The organism is Pseudomonas fjordensis, assembly GCF_976987115.1.
In genome coordinates this window covers 5,417,702-5,441,837 of sequence record NZ_OZ336860.1, presented here as the reverse complement: position 1 = coordinate 5,441,837, position 24,136 = coordinate 5,417,702, and the positions used below count along the sequence as shown (strand labels likewise).

Annotated in this window: 24 protein-coding genes and 1 pseudogene; 20 read left to right on the top strand and 5 right to left on the bottom strand. The window is 59.7% G+C overall.

The window, feature by feature from the left end; translation table 11 throughout:
* The first annotated feature begins 94 nt into the window (after nucleotides 1-94).
* The 3 genes from secA to ACWHXD_RS24915 all read left to right on the top strand — a co-directional run bounded on the left by secA (nucleotide 95) and on the right by ACWHXD_RS24915 (nucleotide 5,260).
* Entirely contained in the window at nucleotides 95-2,830 is a 2,736-nt protein-coding gene (secA, locus tag ACWHXD_RS24925) for a preprotein translocase subunit SecA (RefSeq protein WP_003193886.1), read from the top strand.
* Between the two features lie 124 nt (nucleotides 2,831-2,954).
* Nucleotides 2,955-4,172: a bifunctional glutamate N-acetyltransferase/amino-acid acetyltransferase ArgJ gene (gene argJ, locus ACWHXD_RS24920; RefSeq protein WP_032895495.1), complete on the top strand. Its 1,218-nt coding sequence runs from the start codon at nucleotides 2,955-2,957 to the stop codon at nucleotides 4,170-4,172.
* 143 nt (nucleotides 4,173-4,315) lie between these two features.
* A complete protein-coding gene (locus tag ACWHXD_RS24915) occupies nucleotides 4,316-5,260 on the top strand; it encodes a Nudix family hydrolase (RefSeq protein WP_098950502.1) in 945 nt (314 codons plus the stop codon).
* A 59-nt stretch (nucleotides 5,261-5,319) separates the two neighbouring features.
* Here the strand turns inward: ACWHXD_RS24915 and ACWHXD_RS24910 are convergent, their stop codons facing one another.
* Genes ACWHXD_RS24910 through ACWHXD_RS24900 form a run of 3 tightly spaced genes read right to left on the bottom strand, consistent with a single transcriptional unit; the run spans nucleotide 5,320 to nucleotide 8,901 of the window.
* Nucleotides 5,320-5,898, bottom strand: coding sequence for a cob(I)yrinic acid a,c-diamide adenosyltransferase (locus ACWHXD_RS24910; protein WP_032895497.1), 579 nt, complete (start codon nucleotides 5,896-5,898; stop codon nucleotides 5,320-5,322).
* A gap of 2 nt (nucleotides 5,899-5,900) precedes the next feature.
* A complete protein-coding gene (locus ACWHXD_RS24905) occupies nucleotides 5,901-7,937 on the bottom strand; it encodes a sensor histidine kinase (protein WP_032895499.1) in 2,037 nt (678 codons plus the stop codon).
* 46 nt (nucleotides 7,938-7,983) lie between these two features.
* Nucleotides 7,984-8,901, bottom strand: a complete 918-nt coding sequence (locus tag ACWHXD_RS24900; RefSeq protein WP_138762277.1) for a putative 2-dehydropantoate 2-reductase — start codon at nucleotides 8,899-8,901, stop codon at nucleotides 7,984-7,986.
* Between the two features lie 123 nt (nucleotides 8,902-9,024).
* On the opposite strand from ACWHXD_RS24900, the gene ACWHXD_RS24895 reads away from it, so the two are divergent.
* Together ACWHXD_RS24895 and ACWHXD_RS24890 are read left to right on the top strand one after the other, a co-directional pair.
* On the top strand, nucleotides 9,025-9,510 hold the full coding sequence (locus ACWHXD_RS24895; RefSeq protein ID WP_003193880.1) for a YajQ family cyclic di-GMP-binding protein: 486 nt from the start codon (nucleotides 9,025-9,027) through the stop codon (nucleotides 9,508-9,510).
* Nucleotides 9,511-9,646: 136 nt separating this feature from the next.
* Nucleotides 9,647-10,489: a mechanosensitive ion channel family protein gene (locus ACWHXD_RS24890; RefSeq protein WP_056791140.1), complete on the top strand. Its 843-nt coding sequence runs from the start codon at nucleotides 9,647-9,649 to the stop codon at nucleotides 10,487-10,489.
* 181 nt (nucleotides 10,490-10,670) lie between these two features.
* Here ACWHXD_RS24890 and ACWHXD_RS24885 read toward each other — a convergent pair whose 3' ends face one another.
* The gene (locus ACWHXD_RS24885; protein ID WP_032895504.1) at nucleotides 10,671-11,951 is read right to left on the bottom strand and encodes an OprD family porin; all 1,281 of its coding nucleotides are present in this window, start codon (nucleotides 11,949-11,951) and stop codon (nucleotides 10,671-10,673) included.
* Nucleotides 11,952-12,691: 740 nt separating this feature from the next.
* Here ACWHXD_RS24885 and ACWHXD_RS24880 point away from each other — a divergent pair.
* Both ACWHXD_RS24880 and ACWHXD_RS24875 read left to right on the top strand, forming a co-directional pair.
* A complete protein-coding gene (locus tag ACWHXD_RS24880) occupies nucleotides 12,692-13,117 on the top strand; it encodes an HIT domain-containing protein (RefSeq protein ID WP_138762278.1) in 426 nt (141 codons plus the stop codon).
* A gap of 3 nt (nucleotides 13,118-13,120) precedes the next feature.
* The gene (locus tag ACWHXD_RS24875) at nucleotides 13,121-13,327 is read left to right on the top strand and encodes a SlyX family protein (RefSeq protein ID WP_003193876.1); all 207 of its coding nucleotides are present in this window, start codon (nucleotides 13,121-13,123) and stop codon (nucleotides 13,325-13,327) included.
* A 72-nt stretch (nucleotides 13,328-13,399) separates the two neighbouring features.
* Here ACWHXD_RS24875 and ACWHXD_RS24870 read toward each other — a convergent pair whose 3' ends face one another.
* Complete coding sequence (locus tag ACWHXD_RS24870) at nucleotides 13,400-14,002, bottom strand: cold-shock protein (RefSeq protein WP_003193875.1); 603 nt, start codon at nucleotides 14,000-14,002, stop codon at nucleotides 13,400-13,402.
* A gap of 427 nt (nucleotides 14,003-14,429) precedes the next feature.
* On the opposite strand from ACWHXD_RS24870, the gene ACWHXD_RS24865 reads away from it, so the two are divergent.
* The 13 genes and pseudogenes from ACWHXD_RS24865 (at nucleotide 14,430) to tolA (ending at nucleotide 24,123) form a co-directional block, all read left to right on the top strand.
* Nucleotides 14,430-14,903, top strand: coding sequence for a Dps family protein (locus ACWHXD_RS24865; RefSeq protein ID WP_003193874.1), 474 nt, complete (start codon nucleotides 14,430-14,432; stop codon nucleotides 14,901-14,903).
* A 181-nt stretch (nucleotides 14,904-15,084) separates the two neighbouring features.
* Nucleotides 15,085-15,438 carry a ribbon-helix-helix domain-containing protein gene (locus ACWHXD_RS24860; protein WP_032895508.1) on the top strand — a complete coding sequence of 118 codons (354 nt, stop codon included), beginning with the start codon at nucleotides 15,085-15,087 and terminating at the stop codon, nucleotides 15,436-15,438.
* A gap of 162 nt (nucleotides 15,439-15,600) precedes the next feature.
* Nucleotides 15,601-15,822 carry an FmdB family zinc ribbon protein gene (locus ACWHXD_RS24855; protein WP_003193872.1) on the top strand — a complete coding sequence of 74 codons (222 nt, stop codon included), beginning with the start codon at nucleotides 15,601-15,603 and terminating at the stop codon, nucleotides 15,820-15,822.
* Between the two features lie 108 nt (nucleotides 15,823-15,930).
* Nucleotides 15,931-17,706: an aspartate--tRNA ligase gene (gene aspS / locus ACWHXD_RS24850; RefSeq protein ID WP_032895509.1), complete on the top strand. Its 1,776-nt coding sequence runs from the start codon at nucleotides 15,931-15,933 to the stop codon at nucleotides 17,704-17,706.
* A 305-nt stretch (nucleotides 17,707-18,011) separates the two neighbouring features.
* Nucleotides 18,012-18,758, top strand: coding sequence for a YebC/PmpR family DNA-binding transcriptional regulator (locus ACWHXD_RS24845; RefSeq protein ID WP_003193870.1), 747 nt, complete (start codon nucleotides 18,012-18,014; stop codon nucleotides 18,756-18,758).
* Nucleotides 18,755-18,871 (top strand): annotated as a pseudogene (locus ACWHXD_RS24840) (outer membrane lipoprotein carrier protein LolA); the annotation flags it as partial. The gene ACWHXD_RS24845 and the pseudogene ACWHXD_RS24840, both read left to right, overlap by 4 nt.
* A gap of 46 nt (nucleotides 18,872-18,917) precedes the next feature.
* Nucleotides 18,918-19,442 carry a crossover junction endodeoxyribonuclease RuvC gene (ruvC, locus tag ACWHXD_RS24835; RefSeq protein ID WP_019821257.1) on the top strand — a complete coding sequence of 175 codons (525 nt, stop codon included), beginning with the start codon at nucleotides 18,918-18,920 and terminating at the stop codon, nucleotides 19,440-19,442.
* Between the two features lie 70 nt (nucleotides 19,443-19,512).
* Complete coding sequence (gene ruvA, locus ACWHXD_RS24830; RefSeq protein ID WP_138762279.1) at nucleotides 19,513-20,124, top strand: Holliday junction branch migration protein RuvA; 612 nt, start codon at nucleotides 19,513-19,515, stop codon at nucleotides 20,122-20,124.
* Nucleotides 20,125-21,183, top strand: coding sequence for a Holliday junction branch migration DNA helicase RuvB (gene ruvB / locus ACWHXD_RS24825; protein ID WP_003193867.1), 1,059 nt, complete (start codon nucleotides 20,125-20,127; stop codon nucleotides 21,181-21,183).
* Nucleotides 21,184-21,421: 238 nt separating this feature from the next.
* Nucleotides 21,422-21,877, top strand: coding sequence for a tol-pal system-associated acyl-CoA thioesterase (ybgC, locus tag ACWHXD_RS24820; RefSeq protein ID WP_003193866.1), 456 nt, complete (start codon nucleotides 21,422-21,424; stop codon nucleotides 21,875-21,877).
* A 1-nt stretch (nucleotide 21,878) separates the two neighbouring features.
* On the top strand, nucleotides 21,879-22,574 hold the full coding sequence (tolQ, locus tag ACWHXD_RS24815) for a protein TolQ (protein ID WP_003193865.1): 696 nt from the start codon (nucleotides 21,879-21,881) through the stop codon (nucleotides 22,572-22,574).
* A 23-nt stretch (nucleotides 22,575-22,597) separates the two neighbouring features.
* Nucleotides 22,598-23,050 carry a protein TolR gene (tolR, locus tag ACWHXD_RS24810; RefSeq protein ID WP_161793227.1) on the top strand — a complete coding sequence of 151 codons (453 nt, stop codon included), beginning with the start codon at nucleotides 22,598-22,600 and terminating at the stop codon, nucleotides 23,048-23,050.
* Entirely contained in the window at nucleotides 23,050-24,123 is a 1,074-nt protein-coding gene (gene tolA, locus ACWHXD_RS24805; protein WP_003193863.1) for a cell envelope integrity protein TolA, read from the top strand. Before tolR ends, tolA begins: the two co-directional genes overlap by 1 nt.
* Nucleotides 24,124-24,136: the final 13 nt, after the last annotated feature.

The following is a 24,136-nucleotide window of genomic DNA, read 5'->3' as shown; positions in this document are numbered from 1 at the left end:
CCGGGTAGAATGCGCGTTCGCAATGCGGCCGTGAGGGCTGCTCGGGCCACTCACGGTGCGCCCTCCATCCCTATGTGTGGAAGAACCTGCCGATATGTTTGCGCCTTTGTTAAAGAAACTTTTTGGAAGCAAGAATGAGCGCGAAGTCAAACGCATGCTCAAGACGGTGCAGCTGGTCAATGCCTTCGAAGAGCAGATGGTTGCTCTGTCGGACGAGCAATTGCGCGCCAAGACCCAAGAGTTCAAGGCCCGCATAGCCAAAGGTGAAACCCTCGACAAGCTGCTGCCCGAAGCCTTCGCGGTCGCCCGTGAAGCCGGTAAGCGCGTCATGGGCATGCGCCACTTCGACGTCCAGTTGATCGGCGGCATGACCTTGCATGAAGGCATGATTGCCGAAATGCGCACCGGTGAAGGCAAGACCCTGGTGGCAACCCTGGGCGTCTACCTCAACGCACTGTCCGGCAAGGGCGTGCACGTTGTGACGGTGAACGACTACCTGGCTCGCCGGGACGCCAACTGGATGCGCCCGCTGTATGAATTCCTCGGCCTGACCGTCGGCGTGGTAACGCCGTTCCAGCCGCCGGAAGAGAAGCGCGCTGCGTACGCCTGCGACATCACCTACGGCACCAACAACGAATTCGGTTTCGACTACCTGCGCGACAACATGGCGTTCAGCATGGATGAAAAATTCCAGCGGGAACTCAACTTTGCCGTGATCGACGAAGTCGACTCCATCCTCATCGACGAAGCCCGTACCCCGCTGATCATCTCCGGCCAGGCCGAAGACAGCTCGCGCCTGTACACCGAGATCAACAAGTTGATCCCGCGCCTGGAGCAGCACATCGAGGAAGTGGAAGGCGTGGTGACCAAAGAAGGTCACTTCACCATCGACGAGAAGACCCGCCAGGTCGAACTCAACGAAGCCGGCCACCAGTTTGTCGAAGAGATGCTCACCCAGATCGGCGAGCTGGCCGAAGGTGAAAGCCTGTACTCGGCGCACAACCTGGGCCTGTTGACCCACGTGTATGCCGGCCTGCGCGCCCACAAGCTGTTCCACCGCAACGTCGAATACATCGTGCAGGAAGGCCAGGTGGTTCTGGTCGACGAGCACACCGGTCGTACCATGCCCGGTCGTCGTTTGTCCGAAGGCCTGCACCAGGCCATCGAAGCCAAGGAACACCTCAACATCCAGGCTGAAAGCCAGACGTTGGCGTCCACCACCTTCCAGAACTACTTCCGTCTGTACAACAAGCTGTCCGGCATGACCGGTACGGCCGACACCGAAGCGTTCGAATTCCACCAGATCTACAACCTGGCCGTGATGGTCATTCCGCCGAACAAGCCGTTGGCGCGTAAAGACTACAACGACCTGGTGTTCCTGACCGCCGAAGAGAAATACGCGGCGATCATCAATGACATCAAGGACGGCATGGCCAAGGGCCGCCCGATCCTGGTGGGTACCGCCACCATCGAGACTTCCGAGCACGTGTCCAACCTGCTCAACAAGGAAGGCATCGAGCACAAGGTACTGAACGCCAAGTTCCACGAAAAAGAAGCCGAGATCATCGCCCAGGCCGGTCGCCCAGGCGCACTGACCATCGCCACCAACATGGCCGGTCGTGGTACCGACATCCTGTTGGGCGGCAACTGGGAAGTGGAAGTGGCCTCGCTCGACAACCCGACGCCTGAGCAGATCGCCCAGATCAAAGCCGACTGGCAGAAGCGCCACCAGGCGGTGCTGGAATCCGGTGGCTTGCAGGTGATCGCGTCCGAGCGTCACGAATCGCGTCGTATCGACAACCAGCTGCGTGGCCGTGCCGGTCGCCAGGGTGACGCCGGTTCCAGCCGTTTCTACCTGTCGCTGGAAGACAGCCTGATGCGTATCTTCGCGTCGGACCGGGTGAAGAACTTCATGAAAGCCCTGGGCATGCAGTCCGGTGAAGCGATCGAGCACCGCATGGTGACCAACGCCATCGAGAAGGCCCAGCGCAAAGTAGAAGGCCGTAACTTCGACATTCGTAAGCAACTGCTCGAGTTCGACGACGTCAACAACGAACAGCGTAAAGTGATTTATCACATGCGTAACACGTTGCTGGCCGCCGACAACATTGGCGAGACCATCGCTGATTTCCGTCAGGACGTGCTCAACGCCACTGTCAGCGCGCATATCCCGCCACAATCGCTGCCTGAGCAGTGGGATGTTGCCGGCCTGGAAGCGGCATTGAAGAGCGACTTCGGTGTGGACTTGCCGGTTCAGCAATGGCTGGACGAAGACGACCACCTGTACGAAGAAACCCTGCGCGAAAAACTGATGGCCGAGCTGCTGGCTGCGTACAACGAGAAAGAAGAGCAAGCGAGTGCCGAAGCACTGCGCACCTTCGAGAAACAGATCGTATTGCGCGTGCTGGATGACCTGTGGAAAGACCACCTGTCGACCATGGACCACTTGCGCCACGGTATCCACCTGCGTGGCTACGCCCAGAAGAACCCGAAGCAGGAGTACAAGCGCGAGTCGTTTACGCTGTTCTCCGAATTGCTGGATTCGATCAAGCGCGACTCGATCCGCGTGCTGTCCCACGTTCAGGTGCGTCGCGAAGACCCGATCGAGGAAGAAGCACGCCTGCGTCAGGAAGCCGAGGCCCTGGCGGCGCGCATGCAGTTCCAGCACGACGAAGCGCCGGGCCTGGATGAGCCTGAAGCCTTGGGTGAAGAGGTCGATGTGGCACTGGCCCAGACCCCGGTTCGCAATGACCAGAAGCTGGGTCGCAACGAGCTGTGCTACTGCGGTTCGGGCAAGAAATTCAAACACTGCCACGGCCAGATCGAATAAGATTTTCGCCTGACGCTGCAACATCCCGCGCCGCGACCGGCCTTTGCCGTCGCGGCGTTTTGCCATTAATTCCCACCGTCGATAGCGACGGCACAGACATCACCTATTTTTAAGGAGCGCATTCATGGCTGTTGGTCTTGGTCCTTTGCCCACGTTGCACCCGGTTGCCGGTTTTGAACTCGGTATCGCTTCGGCCGGCATCAAGCGCCCGGGGCGCAAGGATGTGGTGGTGATGCGTTGTGCTGAAGGCTCGACCGTGGCGGGTGTGTTCACCCTCAACGCCTTCTGCGCCGCACCGGTGATTCTGGCCAAGCAGCGCGTGGCCGGTTCGATCCGTTACCTGCTGACCAACACCGGCAATGCCAACGCCGGCACCGGCGAGCCAGGCCTGGTCGCGGCGGCGCGCACCTGCGCCAAGCTGGCCCAGTTGACCGGCGTCGATGCCAGCCAGGTGCTGCCTTACTCCACCGGTGTGATCGGTGAGCCGCTGCCGGTGGAAAAAATCGAAGGCGCCCTGCAAGCCGCGCTTGATGATCTGTCTGTGGATAACTGGGCGGCTGCGGCCACCGGCATCATGACCACGGACACCTTGCCAAAAGGCGCGAGCCGCCAGTTCGTGCATGACGGCGTGACCATTACCGTTACCGGTATCAGCAAAGGCGCAGGCATGATTCGCCCGAACATGGCGACCATGCTCGGCTATATCGCCACCGACGCCAAAGTCTCCCGCGATGTGCTGCAACGCCTGATGCTGGACGGCGCCAACAAGTCGTTCAACCGCATCACCATCGACGGTGACACCTCCACCAACGACTGCTGCATGCTGATCGCCACCGGCCAGGCCAACCTGCCGGAAATCACCTCTACCGAAGGCCCGTTGTTTGCGGCGTTGAAGCAGGCGGTGTTCGAAGTGTGCATGGACGTGGCCCAGGCCATCGTGCGTGATGGCGAGGGCGCGACCAAGTTCGTCACGGTTGAAGTCAACGGCGGCGGCAACCATCAGGAATGCCTGGATGTGGGCTACACCGTGGCGCACTCGCCGCTGATCAAGACCGCGCTGTTTGCATCGGACCCGAACTGGGGGCGTATCCTCGCGGCTGTCGGCCGTGCTGGCGTGCCGGACCTGGACGTGAGCAAGATCGACGTGTTCCTGGGTGACGTGTGCATCGCCAGCCGTGGCGCCCGCGCCGAAACCTACACCGAAGCCCAGGGTTCGGCGGTGATGCAACAGGAAGAAATCACCATCCGTATCGAGCTGGGTCGCGGCGAGTGCAGCGAAACCATCTGGACCACCGACCTGTCCCACGAGTACGTGAAGATCAACGCGGAATACCGTACCTGAAAATGACCCTCCCCCTGTAGGAGCGAGCTTGCTCGCGAAAAACTCAAGGCCACCGCGTTTATCCAGGATGCACGCGTTATCGTTGACGTTCTTCGCGAGCAAGCTCGCTCCTACAAAGGGCTATAACGAGAGGAAGCAGTGGCGTGAAACGAGTGCATGTAGCAGCAGCGGTGATCCGCGGTGTCGATGGCAGGATCCTGCTGGCGCGCCGTGCCGATACCCAGCATCAAGGCGGCCTCTGGGAGTTCCCCGGCGGCAAGGTGGAGGCCGATGAGTCGGTTGCCACCGCCTTGTCCCGTGAATTGCAGGAAGAGCTGGGCATCCAGGTCACCACGGCGCGGCCGCTGATCAAGGTGCAACATGACTACCCGGACAAACAGGTATTGCTGGATGTCTGGGAAGTCTCGGCCTTTACTGGCGAGCCCCATGGCGCCGAAGGGCAGCCGCTGGAATGGGTGGCACCGCGTGACCTGGTCAACTATGAATTCCCGGCGGCGAATGCGCCGATTGTCGCGGCGGCACGCTTGCCCGCCGAGTACCTGATCACCCCGGGCGAGCTGGAAACCCCGACGCTGTTGCGCGGTATCCAGAAGGCTATCGCCGGTGGCATCAAGCTGGTTCAACTGCGTGCCCCCAACGGTTACGACCCCAAATACCGCGACCTGGCGGTGGATGCGGTGGGCCTGTGTGCCGGCAAGGCGCAACTGATGCTCAAGGGGCCGTTCGAGTGGTTGGGGGATTTCCCCGCCGCCGGCTGGCACATGACCTCGGCGCAGTTGCGCAAATACGCGAGCAAGGGCCGCCCGCTGCCCAAAGACCGTTGGCTGGCGGCTTCGTGCCATAACGCTGAAGAGCTGGCGCTGGCAGAAATGATGGACGTGGATTTTGTCACCCTGTCGCCGGTGCAGCCCACCCAGACTCATCCGGATGCCCAGCCGTTGGGCTGGGAGCAGGCGCAGCAGTTGATCGCCGGGTTCAGCAAGCCGGTGTTTCTGTTGGGCGGGGTTGGGCCGGCGCAGCGGGAGCAGGCTTGGGAGGCTGGTGCGCAAGGTGTGGCAGGTATTCGGGCGTTTTGGCCGCAGCTCTGATAATCGTTCCCACGCTTTGCGTGGGAACGCCTCCTGTGACGCTCTGCGTCACGATCTGCTCAGTGTGGCTTGGCCGCCGCCTGCCACAACACTTCCGCAACACCTTGGCGCTTGGCAATCACCCTGGCCGCCACAAACAGCAAATCCGACAACCGATTGATATACGCCAACCCCACACCCTCCAACGGCTCCACCGCATTCAGGTGCTGACAGCGGCGCTCTGCGCTGCGCGCCAGGCTTCGACACACATGGGCCTGGGCAATCAGGGCTGAGCCGCCGGGCAAGATGAAATTTTCCAGCGGCCCGACTTCCTCATTCCAGCGATCAATCGCTGCTTCCAGTCGATCCACTTCCGCTGCATTCAGTGCCTTGTACACCGGCATCGCCAGTTCACCGCCCAAGTCAAACAGACGGTGCTGGCAAGGGGTGAGCACTTCAATCACATCCTTCAACGCCGGGTGCTTGCCGCTTTGTTCTTCAAGGTTGGCCAGCAGCAGGCCTAACTGGCTGTTCAGCGTATCCACCTCGCCAATCGCTTCCACGCGTGGATGGTCCTTGGGCACGCGGCGGCCGTCGCCGAGGCCGGTCTCGCCTTTGTCGCCGGTACGGGTGTAGATCTTCGACAGGCGAAAGCCCATGGTCAGTGCTCCAGTTGGGTAAGTTCAGTGGGGGGCAATTGGCTGCCGGCCAGGGGCAGGCGCAAGGTAAAGCAGGTGCCCTGGCCCAGGGTGGAATGCACTTCCATCTGGCCTTTGTGGTTGTTGGTGATGATGAAATACGACACCGACAGGCCTAGCCCGGTGCCCTGGCCGATTTCCTTGGTGGTAAAGAACGGTTCGAACGTGCGCTTGCGCACGTTTTCGCTCATGCCGATGCCGTTGTCTTCTACCTGGATTTCTGCCCACGGCGGGTTGAGGCGCGTGCGCAGGATAATCCGCCCCGGCTCGCTGTCGTCTTCACGCAGGTGAATGGCCTGGGCGGCGTTCTTCAACAGGTTGAGCAGCACTTGCTCCAGCTCGTTGGCAGTGCCTGGCACCGGGCCCAGTTGCGGATCGAACTGGCGGATAATCGCCTGGCCCTTGAAGTCGAAACCGATGGTCAGGTCGAAGTCGTTACCAGCGATTTCCACAGCCTGGTCGATCAGCGCCGGCAAATCGCAGGGCGCCATCTGCCGATTGCTGCGGCGGCTGAAGCTGAGCATGTGGGTGACGATTTTCGCGGCACGTGCGCCGGCCTGCTGGATGCCGTCGAGCAGTTGCGGGACTTCGCGGCCTTGCAGGTAACGGTTGACTGTCTCCAGCTCGATGCCCACTTGTTCGGCCAGTTCCAGGTTCTTGGGCAGCTCGGGGGACAGGCGCCGACGGATGTTCTGCACGTTATGCAGGATCGCGCCCAGCGGGTTGTTGATCTCATGGGCCATACCCGCCGCCAGGCCGCCCACGGAGAGCATTTTTTCCGATTGCACCATCATTTCTTCCAGGGACAGGCGCTGGGTGATGTCGTCGATTCGGATCACCACACCGCGCCCGGCGCCGCCCATTAATGGGTAGAACGTCAGCGCATAATGCTTGGGCTCGTCGTCCTTGATCCAGGTGACCCGCTCGATCCGCTCCACCGTGTGTTGCTCCACGGTGGCCTTGATCTGTGGCAGGTACGGCTTGAGCGGCTGGAAGGCCAGGAATACCGGCTGGTTCAAGGCTTCGTCCAGGCGCGTGCCGGATAGGGCGGTGGCTTCCTGGTTCCACTGGGTGACATAGAGTTGTTCGTCCAGGGCGATCAGCGCCGAGGGCATCGAGTCGATAATGCTGTTCAGGTAGTTCTGGAAGCCCGTGAGCTTTTTCTCGATCTTGCTGCGCACCTGGACTTCCAGTTCCAGCTTGCGGTTGGTATGCCGGGTTTCTTCGGCCAAACCTTGGGCCTGGTCATACGCAGCCTGGGAATCGTCGCGCGCACGTTTAAGTTGCTGCTCACGGGCTTCGATACGCGACAGCATGGTGTTGAAGGCTTCGGCCAGGCTGCCAATTTCATCACGGTTGCCACGCCCGGCGCGTAACGCGTAGTTTTCCTCGCGGGTCACCTGGCGAGACAGTTCTTCCAGTTCATGAATCGGCCGTGTGATCAGGCGTTTGATCTGCCGGGCGATGACCAGCCACAGCAACACACTGAAAATCAGGATGCCCAGGCTCGCGGTCAGGGTGCCGGTATAGAACGCCACCGGCAGCTCACTGCTGGCCACCAGCAACAAATGCCCCGAAGGCTGGTTGCCGCGGGGCAGGGTGATGACCTGGTTGCTGCGAAATTCGGTGAGGCGCCACGCTTCGATATGGCGGTAGTGGTCCGGCAGGTGCAGGCGGTCACCGTGCTGCATCTGCGCCAGTCGGTTGCCTTCGCCGTCGTACAGCGCGGCGGCGCGCAACGGTGAATAGCTGGTCAGCTCATTGAGCAGCGCCTCGGCCTTGGTCGGAGACTCAAGGGCCTCGGCGGCGAGCGCGGGGTTGGACACCAGTCGACCGATGGACTGCAAGGCCTGGGGGGCCATGCTTTCCTGGGAGATCCAGTAGGCGGCGCTGATAAACGTCAGGTTGGCCACCAGTAATACGGTGGTCAACAACACCAGCAGGGCGGCCAGCAGTTTCTGCCCTACCGGTAGATTTTCAAGACGCTGGCGCAGTGGCATCAGGGTTTTCCCAGGTGATAGACAGGTAGGCAGGGTAGCGCGTGCCTCAGTCGCTGGCCAATCCGTGTGCACGCAAATGCTCGACCAGGCGCGCTTGCAACTGTTGCAGGTGCGGCAACACCAATTGATGGCGGGCGGCCGCCTGGCAGGCGTAGCCCAACAGGTAGCTGATCTCGGTACGCCGTGCGTTGGCCACGTCCTGGTGCATGGACGAGTAATTGGCCGCCGTGGCCTGGATCACCCGCAGCACTTCGCTGTGCAGGTCCTGTGCGGCGGCGGGCTGGCCGCAGCATTCGAGCAGCTCGGCCAGTTCAGCGCACAAGGTCGCCACTTCACACGCGTGGGCTTGCAAGCCGCCGTTGCGGCACTGGTAAAGCACGGTCAGGGGATTGATGGCGCAATTGAGCGCCAGCTTGCGCCACAGGCGCGTGAGAATATCGCTGGCCCAATCGTGGGGAATGCCGGCTGCTTGCAGGTCGTCCAGCCACAGCGGTGGCGTGGGGTGGCTCGCATCCCCCAGCCAGGTGAAACCATGGCCGGCAAATACCACCCGCCAGTCGCCTTCGCGAAAGGCGCCTTCGGTACTGGAGGCATAGATGCAGCGGGCCGACGGTACTTGTGCGGCCACTGCGTCCTGGCTGCCGAGGCCGTTTTGCAGCAGGATCAGTTCGGCGTCGGGCGCCAGTCGAGGTTGCAGCTGGGCAATGGCGCCTTGGGCGTCGTAGGCTTTGCACGCCACCAGCAAGCGATGAATCGGCTCTGGGCTGTCAGGTGTTTCGCCGACTACCGGGTAAGTCTGTTCCACACCCTGCTGGACCAGGGTCAGCCCTTGGCCGGCTCGATAGTCGGCCAGGCGCGCCTCATTACGCAGGATCAGCCTGACGGGCACGCCCGCGCGCGCCAGCCGTGCGGCCCAGAGGGTGCCCAGGCTGCCGGCGCCAAGAATATGCCAGGGGGTCGCCATCAGTGTGTACTCCATAAGCTCGCCAGCGGTGAACGGCGCGAAAGAACCGCTATAATGCCCCGGCATTTTAGCTCGGGCGCGCTCCATCTCTACTGAGCCCGCCCCTTATATTGGAGAAATCACATGCCTTCGTTCGACGTGGTATCTGAACTGGACAAACACGAAGTCACCAACGCCGTCGAGAACGCCGTCAAGGAACTGGACCGTCGCTACGACTTGAAAGGCAAGGGCAGCTTCGAATTCAAGGAAAAGGAACTGACCGTCAACCTGACCGCTGAGGCCGATTTCCAGCTGGAAGCGATGATCGAGATCCTCAAGCTGGCCCTGGTCAAGCGCAAGATCGACGTGCAGTGCCTGGAAGTCAAGGATGCCTACGCTTCCGGCAAGCTGATGAAGCAGGAAGCCGTGCTCAAGGAAGGCATCGACAAAGAGCTGGCCAAGAAAATCGTCGCGCACATCAAGGACGCCAAGCTTAAAGTCCAGGCCGCCATCCAGGGCGAGCAGGTTCGCGTCACTGGCAAGAAGCGTGACGACCTGCAAGAGGCCATCGCGGCCCTGCGCGCCAAGACGTTTGATATGCCGCTGCAGTTCAATAACTTCCGCGACTGATGGCACTTTGGGGAACCTGTGGGCACTTTTGACGTCCCACGCCCCAGCATCATTGCCTACAATTGAGCCCTTCGGGGCTCAATTGCGTTTTCAGGCAGTCAGTCGAGCCTTATCGCCGCACAACAGGAGAAAGTAGATGGATTTGAACGCTGAAATGGATCACCTGATCAAGACCTCCCAGTCTTGGATCCCTATGATCATGGAATACGGCAGCCGCGTATTGCTGGCGTTGGTCACCCTGGCCATCGGCTGGTGGCTGATCAATGTCTTGACGCAACGCGTGGGCCGCCTGCTGGCCATGCGTAACGCGGATATGGCGTTGCAACACTTCATCACCAGCCTTGCCAACATCGCGCTCAAAGTCATGCTGGTGGTCAACGTGGCCTCGATGATCGGTGTGGCCACCACCTCGTTCGTGGCGGCGATCGGTGCCGCTACCCTGGCTATCGGCCTGGCCTTGCAAGGCAGCCTGGCGAACTTTGCCGGCGGCGTGCTGATCCTGTTGTTCCGCCCGTTCCGCATCGGTGACTGGATCGAAGCCCAAGGCACCTCGGGTACCGTCGACAGCATCCAGATCTTCCACACGGTGTTGCGTACCGGCGACAACAAGACGGTGATCATTCCCAACGGCAGCCTGTCCAACGGCCTTATCACCAACACCAACCGCCAGCCGACCCGCAAGGTTGTGTTTGACGTGGGTGTGGACTATGAGGCGGACCTGCAGAAGGCCCGTGAAGTATTGCTGGCTTTGGCTGAAGACCCGCGTGTACTGAAAGACCCTGCCGCCGTCGCGGTGGTATCGACCTTGGGCGACAGTTCCATCACCGTCTCCCTGCGTTGCTGGACCAACACCCCGGATTATTGGGACGTGGTGTTTATGCTCAATGAACTGGCGCGTGACCGTTTGAAAGCGGCCGGGATTGATATTCCGTTTCCGCAACGGGTTATTCGGGTGATGCAGGAAAGTGCGACGAAATAACTTGGCATGAGGCTATCGAACTTGGCCGAAAGGTCAGCTTTGACAAACTAGTTACTTAGCTTGCTAGTTGTTTGGTTGATTGAAATAAAACTGCAATAAAAAAGCCGCTCCCTGTTGAACAGAGGAGCGGCTTTTTATTTAAGGCCTAAGCCTCAAGTCATCGTTGTAATTGAACCAGCAATTACAAGATGTTCAGCGGGTAGTTGGCGATCAGACGCAGTTCATCGATCGACGGCGAACCGTAGTACACGCCATCACCGGAACGGTAAGTCGCTTGACGCAGACGCAGGCTCAGGTCTTTTGCCGGGCCGCTCTGGATCACGTACTTGGCCTCGATGTCGCGTTCCCACTCTTTGCCGTTGCTGGTGGTGCCCGTGTTGGCGCCGCTACCGGTGACATAACGGGTCATGAAGCTCAGGCCCGGAATGCCGAAGGTTGCCATGTTGATGTCATAACGCGCCTGGTAGGACTTTTCGCCTTCGGCGTTGAAGTCGGAACGGGCAATGGAGTTGGCCAGGAACACCGTGCCGCCGCCGTCTACGCCGTAACCGTAGTCGCCGTCACCGGTGACTTTCTGGGCTGCCAGGGTGAAGGTGTGAGCGCCGATGGTGTACGCGCCCTGCAAGCTGAAGGCGCGGTTGTCGAGCTTGGTCACGCCGTCTTTCTCTGCGCGTTGCAGGCCGGCGCCATCGCTCTTGGTGTCGTAGATATTGAAGTCCAGGGCAAACGACTGATCATCGCTCAGGGCGTGGGTCCAGTTCAGGTTGCTGTAGTACTTGCGGAAGTAATCTTCGGTTTTCGCGTAGTACAGGCTGCCGGTGAATTCCGGAGTGAAGGCATACACGCCGCCGACAAAGTCGGTTTTGGTCAGGCCCAGGCTGTCGTGGTAGGTCTGGTTCTGCGCGACGCTGGAAGTGAAGTGACCGCCTTCAAGCTTCAGGCCCTTGATCTCGTTGCTGGTGATCGAGATACCTTGTGGCAGCTCTGGCAGCAGGCGGCTGTCATCGGAGGCAAACACTGGGGCTGTGGTGTATTGGTCACCGACTTTCAGCACCGTATTGGAGATGCGGAACTTGACCGCGCCGCCGCCTTTGGAATAGTCATCTTGCGAACGACCGTCGGAACCGGTAGGGAACAGGCCGGTGCCGGCGCGACCCTTGCCGCTGTCGAGCTTGAGGCCCATCAGGCCGATCACGTCGACACCGACACCAATGGTGCCCTGGGTGAAGCCCGATTCGTACAGGGCATTGAAGCCCAGGCCGGTTTCTTCAGCACGGCTCTTGGAGCCTGGGCCCGACGGGTTGTTACGGAAGTCACGGCTGAAGTACAGCGCGCGAGTATTGATGCTGAACGTACTGTCTTCAACAAAGCCCTTGGAATCGTCCTGGGCGGACGCCATTGCGAACTGCGAGGTGCCTGCTGAAACAGCCAGGGCGATCATGCTCCACTTCATCACGCGCATCGTGATTTGCTCCTTTGGTTTTAGGAAGAGTACTGCCGTCCCACCTGTATTTTTATCTGGGCGGCTCTTTCTTTTTGTGTCGGCGCAAAGTTAGCTCACGCAGACCCTATTGACGATACTTACTCAACTATCCTTTCAGCTTCTTTACGAGGCTGTCGTAAATCGCTAGATCCATGTCGCAAATTCACAGCCTGAAATGTATCCAGGCTGACAACTTCAATGCTGTTTTCAGACTTCTTTCAAAGTTTGAACACATCCCTGATACACATTGAAACGCCACTATTTTTATCGCGAAACACCTGTGTCCAAACGGGTGCCGTTGTCGACGATAGGGGGGTGAATGCAACAAGCGTGCTCAAACCGCCGACCGAATGTCATTTTTTCGTGAAAAATGTGATGAGCCTGTAAAAACCGCATAAGCACGGGGGTTTTACGCCATTTGGGTTGGGCTTGACGCCAGGGTGTTACCCAGGTTCGGTGGCACCTGAATCCTGTACCTGGGTAAAACGTTACCGGTTGACCCTTATCGGTGGGTAATCGGCGGATCCCTTTGAGGCACAGGTGGGTCATTTTGGTGCATCCCGTTGAGGCCCGGTCTAGCGTTGCTCCTCTGAGTTACTGCCTCTAAAGGGTGCATTTTTTTGCCCGACTGCCTCAAGGCCGCCAGCATTGCCCGTGAAGCCTTATGCATTCGAAGGTATGCTGGGCACCTGTTACCGACCTGCCGAACGGAGTGCCACGTGTTCGCCTTAGATCAACGCCTGCAACAAGATACCTTGGCCATTGGGGACTTCCCGCTCTGTCGCCTGCTGCTGTCCAATGACGCGAATTACCCCTGGTTCATCCTGGTGCCACGCGTCAACGGTATCAGCGAAGTGTTTCAACTGGATGTCGCAGATCAACAAATCTTGTGGCAAGAAACGACGGCCTTGGCGCAGTTGCTCAACGAGGGCTTGGCGGCCGACAAGATGAACATCGGCGCGCTGGGTAACGTCGTCAGCCAGTTGCATGTGCATGTGATTGTGCGCAAGCGCGACGACGCCGCCTGGCCAGCCCCTGTGTGGGGCAAGTATCCAGCCCGGCCCTACACCGAAGCGCAGGTGGCCGCGATTCGCAGCCGATTGCGCGAGCTATTGCCTGCCGACTTCATCTTTACCCAGGACTGAACCATGGACCTGCAAGAACGCGTTACCGACCTGGAAAGCCGCCTGGCCTTCCAGGACGACACCATTGAAACCCTCAACGACATCCTGGTTGCCCAGCAGCGGGCCGTCGAACGCCTGCAATTGCAGATGACTGCACTGCTCAAGCGCCAGGAAGAGATGGGCGGGCAGTTCGAGTCATCCGAAGAAGAAGCGCCGCCGCCCCACTATTGAATGTGCAGGCAATAAAAAACCGCGACCCAGCCAAGGCTGGATTGCGGTTTTTTTTGCTGCGAAGGCTAGGAATCAGCGACGCGGCAGGGCAGCGATGACGTCTTCGGCTTGCAGGCCCTTGTCACGGTTCATCACCGAGAACTCCACGCGCTGGCCTTCGACCAGGACGCGATGGCCTTCGCCACGAATGGCTCGGAAGTGGACGAAGATATCGTCGCCCGAATCGCGGGAAATGAAGCCGAAGCCCTTGGAGGTGTTGAACCACTTGACGGTCCCGGTATCCCGGTTGGTCATGTCATAGTTTTGCGACGCGGCCGCTGGAGACGAGCGGTAGAAGCTGATGGCCAGGTGAAGAACGATGGCGACCACAGCAATCACCAGGCTGAGCAGGATGGCCGGATGGCCCCCGACTTCAGGCATGGGCGCCAGGAGGGTGAGGGTTTGTACGACAACAGTCAGCACCAGCAGCGCACTGACCAGGTTTTGCAGTTGATGACGCGTGCCTTTGTTCCAGTAAGGGATTACCGGTGCGAGCGTCAGGTTAAGAAGGCCGAACAAGGCCAGGTACAGGGCGTCGTGTTGTTCCAGATAGGGCAGGCTTTCAGGCTGCAGGCTCGGAATAAAGGACAGCAGCAACGCTGCAACGCCCGTTAGCAGGTGGACGATTTTCAACATTTTGGTTAACTCACGTTAAGACGGATCACAAGGAAGAGCTGACTGGCACGGTTCGCTTCTGAACAATGGGAGGCGTTGAGCACGTGCGCGGGTATCAGCCTATGTGACGTGCCGCAGGAATAAACGGCAGCCACACCGCGTCTATTTAACAGCAAAGGCTGTGCCTACTCAAATCAAGCATTTCGGGGTGTTGCCACGGCCAGGGCATTTCTGCGCCAAACGCTTGTCCTAGACAGGTGCGGGATTTTTCATTGGCATGCCGAGACTCTTCCCACAGGTAAACAGGCTTGCCAAGTCAGATCCCGTAGGCGGTGCGGGGCGATTTGCCGCATGTCGCTCGGGTGTGTCGGGCTGCACATGGCGCACTCTCTTGCTAGAGTGGAGCTGCACCTGATCAATGAATGCTCGTCAATTGAAGGGGAAACACATGGCAATCGATATTGGTATCAGTGAAGAAGACCGTAAATCCATCGTCGACGGACTTTCCCGCCTGCTTTCCGATACCTATGTTCTGTATCTGAAGACCCACAATTTCCATTGGAACGTCACGGGCCCCATGTTTCGTACGCTGCACCTGATGTTCGAGGAGCAGTACAACGAACTGGCGCTGGCAGTGGACTCCATTGCCGAGCGTATCCGTGCCCTGGGCTTCCCGGCGCCGGGTGCCTATTCGATTTACGCGCGCCTGTCTTCCATCAAGGAAGAAGAGGGTGTGCCGAGCGCCGAAGAGATGATCAAACAGTTGGTGGCCGGCCAGGAAGCGGTCACACGTACCGCGCGAGGCATCTTCCCATTGCTCGACAAAGTCAGTGATGAGCCGACGGCGGACCTCTTGACCCAGCGTATGCAGGTTCACGAGAAAACCGCGTGGATGCTGCGCTCCCTGCTCGAAAACCAGTAACGGTTAAACCCAGGCGGCGCCTTTTGGGCGCTGCCTGCTGGTTTCCCTGCGCTTCCTGGCGTTGTCCTACGACTAACTACTCCCCGTCTTCTGGCTGCTCTGCGCTGGCTGCTGTTTTATAGGCCCATCGTCCAATGGGAGAAACCTGTTGGCTGCTGTTTGGCAATGGAGTGTCAGGTGTATGTCACGTGGAGTGGGTAAGGGAGTGATGGAAGCCTGTGGTTTTCACAAGATAAAAGTTGACCCTTTTTCGAAGGGGTTTGATATGGGACTGGCCAAGCCACTGTCCCGGTCGGTCAGGCTCAATGGGTTTTCTACCTGCCTGCGCCTTGAACAGATCTATTGGAACATCCTGACGGAAATCGCCAGGCTCAATACCTGTTCGGTCAGTGCGTTGTTGTCCTATGTCGATCGGGAAGTGCATTTGCGTTACGGAGGCGTAAAGAACTTCAGTGGGCTGGTGAGGGTGGTGTGCGTGGTCCATGTGCTCAAAGGCCGGGGCGCCCTCACGACGGGGGATACGCTCACGCAGTAGTCCGATGGTCGGCCCGTCATCCCGGCGGGCCGGGCCCTGGGCACAAAGCCGGCTGCGCTGTGTTGATTTACCAGATATAATCCCGCGCTTTGCTGCGCATGCCGAGCTTTATGCACAGGGCAGGGCGTGGCGCTGTAACGATCTGATCGCCGAGACATCTCCATGCCCATGTACGACTATCAATGCGCTTCCTGTGGTCATCAGTTGGAAGCCATTCAGAAGATCAGCGCCGCGCCGCTGGTCGATTGCCCTGCCTGCCAGGCACCTGAGTTGAAGAAGATGTTGTCCATGCCGGGCTTCCGCCTGAGCGGCAGCGGCTGGTACGAGACCGATTTCAAGACCGGCGCCAAGAAGAACCTGGCGGGCGGCGACAAAGCAGACTGAGTTGAACTCTACGCGCAGGCTCCTGCATTATCCGTCCCCTGCTTAACTGCACGGTGACGAGGCAGGCCTGCCACCGAATTTCGAATTACGAGAAGTGAAACCACGACCATGATGCGCAGCCACTATTGCGGCCAACTGAACGAGACCCTGGAAGGTCAGGAAATCACCCTTTGCGGATGGGTTCACCGTCGCCGCGACCACGGCGGGGTGATCTTCCTCGATATCCGTGACCGTGATGGTCTGGCCCAGGTGGTGTTCGACCCGGACCGCGCCGAGAGTTTCGCCGCCGCCGACCGCGTGCGCAGCGAATACGTGGTGAAGATCACCGGCAAGGTACGCCTGCGTCCGGCCGGTGCCGTGAACAAGAACATGGCGTCCGGCGGCATCGAAGTGCTGGGCTATGAGCTGGAAGTGCTGAACGAGTCGGAAACCCCGCCGTTCCCACTCAACGAATACTCTGACGTGGGCGAAGAAACCCGCCTGCGCTACCGCTTCCTGGACCTGCGTCGTCCGGAAATGGCCGAGAAGCTGCGCCTGCGTTCGCGCATGACCACCAGCATCCGCCGCTTCCTCGACGAAAACGGCTTCCTGGACGTCGAAACGCCGATCCTCACCCGGGCCACCCCGGAAGGCGCGCGTGACTACCTGGTACCGAGCCGCACCCACGCCGGCAGCTTCTTCGCCTTGCCGCAATCGCCACAGCTGTTCAAGCAACTGCTGATGGTGGCCGGCTTCGACCGTTACTACCAGATCGCCAAGTGCTTCCGTGACGAAGACCTGCGCGCTGACCGCCAGCCGGAATTCACCCAGATCGACATCGAGACCAGCTTCCTCGATGAAACAGAGATCATGGGCCTGACCGAGCAGATGATCCGCAACCTGTTCAAGGAAGTGCTGGGCCTGGAGTTCGGCGAATTCCCGCACATGACCTTCGAAGAAGCCATGCGCCGCTACGGTTCCGACAAGCCAGACCTGCGTAACCCGCTGGAACTGGTGGACGTGGCCGACCAGCTCAAGGATGTCGACTTCAAGGTGTTCAGCGGCCCGGCCAACGACCCTAAATGCCGTATCGCCGCCCTGCGCGTGCCTGGCGGCGCGAGCATGCCGCGCAAGCAGATCGACGACTACACCAAGTTTGTCGGCATCTACGGTGCCAAGGGCCTGGCCTACATCAAGGTCAACGAGCGCGCCAACGGTGTCGACGGCCTGCAATCGCCGATCGTGAAAAACATCCCTGAAGCCAACCTGAACACGATCCTTGATCGCGTCGGTGCGGTTGATGGCGACATCGTGTTCTTCGGCGCCGACAAGGCCAAGATCGTCAGCGAAGCCCTGGGCGCGCTGCGTATCAAGCTCGGTCACGACCTGAACCTGCTGACCTGCGAATGGGCACCGATGTGGGTTGTGGACTTCCCGATGTTCGAAGAGAACGACGACGGCAGCTTCAGCGCCTTGCACCACCCGTTCACTGCGCCGAAGTGCTCCCCGCAGGAGCTGGAAGCCAACCCGGCAGGCGCGCTGTCCCGTGCCTACGACATGGTGCTCAACGGTACTGAACTGGGTGGCGGTTCGATCCGTATCCACCGCAAAGAGATGCAACAAGCGGTCTTCCGCCTGCTGGGCATCAACGAAGCGGAACAGGAAGAGAAGTTCGGCTTCCTGCTCGACGCCCTGAAATACGGCGCGCCGCCGCACGGTGGCTTGGCGTTCGGCCTGGACCGTCTGGTAATGCTGATGACCGGCGCCCAGTCGATCCGTGAAGTGATCGCCTTCCCGAAAACCCAGAGCGCTGCGGACGTCATGACCCAGGCGCCGGGTGTGGTGGATGCCAAGGCCTTGCGTGAGCTGCACATCCGTCTGCGCGAGACGCCGAAGGCTGAGTAAGGCTGCTGCGTGAAAGCGCGATAAAGTGGTAGGCAGTCAAAAAGGCGCATCTTCGGATGCGCCTTTGCGTTTAAAAGAGGGAAATCTCGCCTGGGGCGTAATGCCGTTCAGTTAAGGCTTTCTGTAGGAGCGAGCTTGCTCGCGAAAAACTCACCGGCGCCGTGTTCTATCAGGAAACACGCGTTATCGTTGACGTTTTTCGCGAGCAAGCTCGCTCCTACAGAGGGCGATATACGCTTAACTGAACGGCATTACGCCGGAAGGGCGGGATTGATAAGTTTTTTAGAGAATTTCGGAGTTGTGTTATGGCTGGCCATTCCAAGTGGGCGAACATCAAGCACCGCAAAGAGCGTCAGGATGCCAAGAAAGGCAAGATCTTCACCAAGTGGATTCGCGAACTGACCGTCGCAGCCCGCCAGGGTGGCGGTGACCCGGGCTCCAACCCGCGTCTGCGCCTGGCGCTGGACAAGGCCCTGGGCGCGAACATGAGCCGCGACATCATTGACCGTGCCGTGGCCCGTGGTGCTGGCGCAGCCGATACCGACGACATGGTCGAGCTGACCTACGAAGGCTACGGCCCGGGCGGCGTGGCGGTGATGGTCGAATGCATGACCGACAACCGCAACCGTACCGCGGCAGCCGTGCGCCATGCGTTCAGCAAATGCGGCGGCAACCTCGGCACGGATGGCTCGGTAGCCTACCTGTTCGAGCGCAAGGGGCAGATCACCTTCGCACCCGGCACCGATGAAGACGCGCTGATGGAAGCTGCGATGGAAGCGGATGCCGATGACGTCGTGACCAACGAAGACGGCTCCATCGATGTGTTTACCTCGTTCGCCAGCTTCTACGCCGTGCGTAACGCCCTGGAAGCCGCTGGTTTCAACGGCACCGACGCGGAAATCGTGATGCTGCCGACCACCAGTGCCGAACTGGACCTGGACGGTGCGCAAAAGGTGCTGAAGCTGCTGGACATGCTTGAAGATCTGGATGATGTGCAGAATGTGTATTCGAATGCCGACATCCCGGAATCGGTAGCCGAACAACTCACCTGACACCCACCATTGTAGGAGCGAGCTTGCTCGCGAAGGTCGTTAACGATAACGCTGGGTATCTGACACCCCGCGTCGCTATCGAGTTTTTCGCGAGCAAGCTCGCTCCTACAGTGGAATAGCGTCGCTTCTGACGCCTCAACTGATAAACCCGCAGGCGTTATGACTTTAATCCTAGGTATCGACCCCGGTTCGCGCATCACCGGTTTTGGCGTGGTGCAGCAAACCCCACGCGGCTGTGTGTATGTCGCCTCGGGTTGCATCCGCACCGGTGCCGGCGAGCTGGCCGAGCGGCTGCAGATCGTTTATCGCGGCGTGCGTGAAGTCATCCAGACCTACGGCCCGGTCACCATGGGCATCGAAAAAGTGTTTATGGCCAAGAATGCCGACTCGGCGCTGAAGCTCGGCCAAGCCCGTGGCGCCGCCATCGTGGCGGGTGCCGAGGAGGGCATGGAGATCGCTGAATACACCGCGACCCAGGTCAAGCAGGCCGTGGTCGGCACCGGTGGCGCCAACAAGGAGCAGGTGCAGATGATGGTCATGCATATGCTCAAGCTCACGTCCAAGCCGCAGATCGACGCCTCGGACGCCCTGGCCATCGCCATTTGCCATGCCCATACCCGCTCCAGCCTGCTGCCTCATGGCTTGGGAGCAGCACGTAGTCGTGGCGGGCGCCTGCGTCTCTGATAGCATCAGCGCAATCGTTATTTTTGCGGTCAGGCCTTGCACTGACCCCCAAGCTTTAAGGATCTGAACCGTGATTGGACGCTTGCGCGGCACCCTGGCTGAGAAACAGCCGCCGCACCTGATTCTGGATGTGAATGGGTTGGGTTATGAGCTGGAAGTGCCCATGACCACCCTGTATCGCCTGCCGTCGGTCGGCGAGCCGATAACCTTGCACACCCATTTAGTGGTGCGCGAAGACGCGCAACTACTCTATGGTTTTATCGGCAAGCGCGACCGCGATTTCTTCCGCGAGCTGATTCGCCTCAATGGCGTGGGGCCCAAATTGGCCCTGGCCTTGATGTCGAGCCTGGAAGTGGATGAATTGGTGCGTGCCGTATCCGCCCAGGACACCTCGGCCCTGACCAAGGTGCCGGGGGTGGGCAAGAAGACCGCCGAGCGCTTGTTGGTCGAGCTCAAGGACCGCTTCAAAGCCTGGGAGGTGGTACCGAGCATGTTCGCCCTGGTACCGAACCAGCCGGATATGCCGGCGGCCCAGGTTGCCAGCGCGGAAAGCGATGCGGTCAATGCGCTGATCTCCCTGGGCTACAAGCCCCAGGAAGCCAGCAAGGCCGTATCGGCCATCAAGGACAAGAGCCTGAGCGCTGAAGACATGATTCGCCGTGCCCTGAAGGGAATGATTTAAGTGATTGAAGCCGATCGTCTGATCGCGGCCACCGGCCCGCGTGACCGTGAAGAAGTCCAGGACCGGGCCATCCGCCCCCTGAGCCTGGCCGAATACATCGGCCAGCCCACCGTGCGCGAGCAGATGGAGCTGTTTATCCAAGCCGCGCGCGGGCGCAGTGAGTCCCTGGACCACACCCTGATCTTCGGCCCGCCGGGGTTGGGCAAGACCACCCTGGCCAATATCATCGCCCAGGAGATGGGCGTGTCGATCAAGTCCACCTCCGGCCCGGTGCTGGAACGGCCGGGTGACCTGGCGGCGCTGCTGACCAACCTTGAACCCCATGACGTGCTGTTTATCGACGAAATCCATCGGTTGTCGCCGATTGTCGAGGAAGTGCTGTACCCGGCCATGGAAGACTTCCAGCTCGACATCATGATCGGCGAAGGCCCGGCGGCCCGCTCGATCAAGCTCGACCTGCCGCCATTCACCCTGGTGGGCGCGACCACCCGCGCAGGCATGTTGACCAACCCGCTGCGAGACCGTTTCGGCATTGTTCAACGTCTAGAGTTCTATAGCACCGCCGATCTGGCGACCATTGTCAGCCGGTCAGCGAGTATCCTTGGCCTGCCCCTGGACCCGGAAGGCGCCTTTGAAATCGCCCGGCGCGCCCGCGGTACGCCACGCATCGCCAACCGCTTGCTGCGCCGCGTGCGCGATTTTGCCGAAGTGCGTGCCAAGGGCCACATCACCAAGGCGGTGGCGGACCTGGCGTTGAACCTGCTGGACGTGGACGAGCATGGTTTTGATCACCAGGATCGGCGCCTACTTTTGACCATGATCGAGAAATTCGACGGTGGCCCGGTCGGCGTGGACAGCCTGGCCGCAGCCATCAGTGAAGAACGCCATACCATTGAGGATGTGCTGGAGCCCTACCTGATCCAGCAGGGCTACATCATGCGAACCCCGCGGGGCAGGGTGGTGACGCGTCATGCTTACCTGCACTTTGGGCTAAACATTCCGTCACGATTGGGAGAGATGCCCGTGGTAGACGAATTCCTCGATGCAGTAGACGATTAAAAAATTGCAGGAGCGAGCTTGCTCGCGAAAAACGCCAACGATAATGCGGTATGTCTGGTTATACGTGGCGCGCTCAGGTTCTTCGCGAGCGAGCTCGCTCCTACAGGGTATTTGTCATGTGGGGTGATTTATCCGAGCTTTGTGCTGTCCCAGTGTCTGGCGTCGTCATTTGAAAGCGTTCAGGAATGAAAAAACAGTTGCCCAGCCAATTGGCAACCTGAGGAGTAAGCACTAGAGTATGCGCGCGCAAAACGGGGATCAGTCGTTCGCACATCGCTGTCGCGTTTATTACGAGGACACCGATGCCGGCGGCATCGTTTATTACGTCAATTACCTGAAATTCATGGAACGGGCTCGAACCGAGCGGCTGCGGGAGTTGGGTTTTGCCCAGTCCGAGCTGGTAGGCGAGGACCTGTTATTCGTCGTGCATTCCAGCGAGGCGCGTTACCACGCACCGGCGCGACTGGACGACGAATTGCTGGTCAGTGCCGAAGTCATCGAATTGAACCGTGCCAGCCTGCGTTTCAAACAGCAGGTCAGGCGGGCCACGGATGCAACGCTGCTCTGTGAGGGGCAGTTCCTGGTGGCGTGTGTGCGCACCAACAGCTTGAAACCTCGGGCCATTCCCGAAACTCTACGTGCGGCCTTTGCCGCCGTGAGCGGCGCGGGTCAACAATCAAAGCAGGAGATTTAGCGTGGAACCTACCGTCGTCGACCATTCCTCCATGTGGAGCCTGGTCAGCAATGCCAGTGTCGTGGTTCAACTGGTCATGCTGACCCTGGTAGCCGCATCGGTTACCTCTTGGGTCATGATTTTTCAGCGCAGCAACATGCTGCGTGCCGGTCGACGTGCCCTGGAGAGCTTTGAAGAGCGCTTCTGGTCGGGTATCGACCTGTCCAAGCTGTACCGCCAGGCCGGCAGCAACCCGGACCCGGACTCGGGCGTCGAGCAGATCTTCCGTGCCGGCTTCAAGGAATTCTCCCGTCTGCGCCAGCAGCCTGGTGTAGACCCGGAAGCGGTGATGGAAGGCGTGGCCCGTGCCATGCGCGTTGCCATCTCCCGCGAAGAAGAGAAACTTGAGCAGGGCCTGCCGTTCCTCGCCACCGTGGGTTCCGTCAGCCCGTACATCGGCCTGTTCGGTACCGTATGGGGCATCATGAACTCCTTCCGCGGCCTGGCCCAGGCGCAGCAAGCCACGCTGGCCACCGTGGCCCCGGGTATTGCCGAAGCCCTGATCGCCACCGCGATCGGCCTGTTCGCCGCTATCCCCGCAGTAATCGCCTACAACCGTTTTGCCGCCACCAGCGAAACCTTGATCGGCCGTTACTACACCTTCGCCGATGAATTCCAGGCGATCCTGCACCGTAAAGTGCACACCAGCGAAGAATAAGCAGGTAATTCCCAATGGCTTTAATCGCTCGAGCTCGCAAAAAGCGCAAGCCGGTCGCCGAGATGAACGTAGTGCCCTACATCGACGTGATGCTGGTACTGCTGGTGATCTTCATGGTGACCGCGCCGATGCTCAACCAGGGCGTGAAGGTTGATCTGCCCAAGGTTTCCAGTGAAGCCTTGCCGCAGGACAACAACACTCAGGTCCTGACCATTTCGATCAAGGCTGACAAGACCTATTACTGGAACCTTGGCAGCGAAGTCGACACGCAAAAGCAGCAGGACAAGGCCCTGACCTTGCCGGCCATGACCGACGCGGTGACCAAGATCATTCGCTCCGGCAACGAAGGCGGCAAGCACACCCAGGTGTTTATCCGGGGTGACAAGTCGGTCGACTACGGCTCCGTCATGGGTGCCATGGGCGGGCTGCAGAAGGCCGGCGTCGGTAACGTTGGCTTGATTACCGAGGCGCCCTGATGCAGCAACAGCGAGAGCCGTCCGCCTCGGAAAGCTACTTCTGGCCTGGCGTGTGGGCAATTGCCCTGCACGTCCTGGTGTTCGGCATGCTGTTCGTCAGCTTTGCCATGACGCCGGATTTGCCGCCAGCCAAGCCGATCGTGCAGGCGACCCTGTATCAGCTGAAATCGAAAAGCCAGGCCACCACCCAGACCAATCAGAAGATTGCGGGTGAGGCCCAGAAGTCGGCCGCGCGCCAGACTGAAGTCGAGCAGATGGAACAGAAGAAGGTCGAGCAGGAAGCGGTGAAGGCTGCTGCGGAACAAAAGAAAGAAGAGGCGGCTCAAAAGGCCGAGGAATCGAAAAAGGCTGACGAAGCCAAGAAGGCCGACGAGGCGAAAAAGGCTGATGAAGCCAAGAAAGCCGAGAAAGCTGCCGAAGCGAAAAAGGCCGAAGAGAAACAATTGGCTGATATAGCCAAGAAGAAATCGGAAGAAGAAGCCAAGAAGGCTGCCGAAGAAGAGGCCAAGAAAAAGGCCGCTGAAGAAGCCAAGAAAAAGATCGTCGAAGACGCGAAGAAGAAAGCCGCCGAAGACGCCAAGAAAAAAGCTGAAGCAGACGAGGCGAAGAAGAAAGTCGCCGACGAAGCGAAGAAGAAAGCTGCCGCCGACGCCTCCAAGAAGAAGGCCCAGGAAGCAGCACGCAAATCCGCCGAAGAGAAAAAGGCCCAGGCCCTGGCAGATTTGCTTTCCGACACGCCGCAGCGTCAGCAAGCCTTGGCCGATGAGCGTGGCGATGAAGTCGCGGGCAGTTTCGACGACCTGATTCGGGCGCGGGCAGCAGAAGGTTGGACACGTCCACCTTCGGCACGTAAGGGCATGACAGTAGTGCTGCAGATCGGCATGTTGCCGGACGGTACGGTGACTTCGGTCAGCGTGGCCAAGTCCAGTGGTGACGGTTCGTTCGACAGTTCGGCGGTTGCCGCGGTCAAGAATATTGGCCGGTTGACCGAGATGCAGGGAATGAAACCAAGTGACTTCGCTCCCTATCGTTCATTCAAGATGACATTCACACCTGAGGATCTAGCCTTGTGAGAAACCTTCTTCG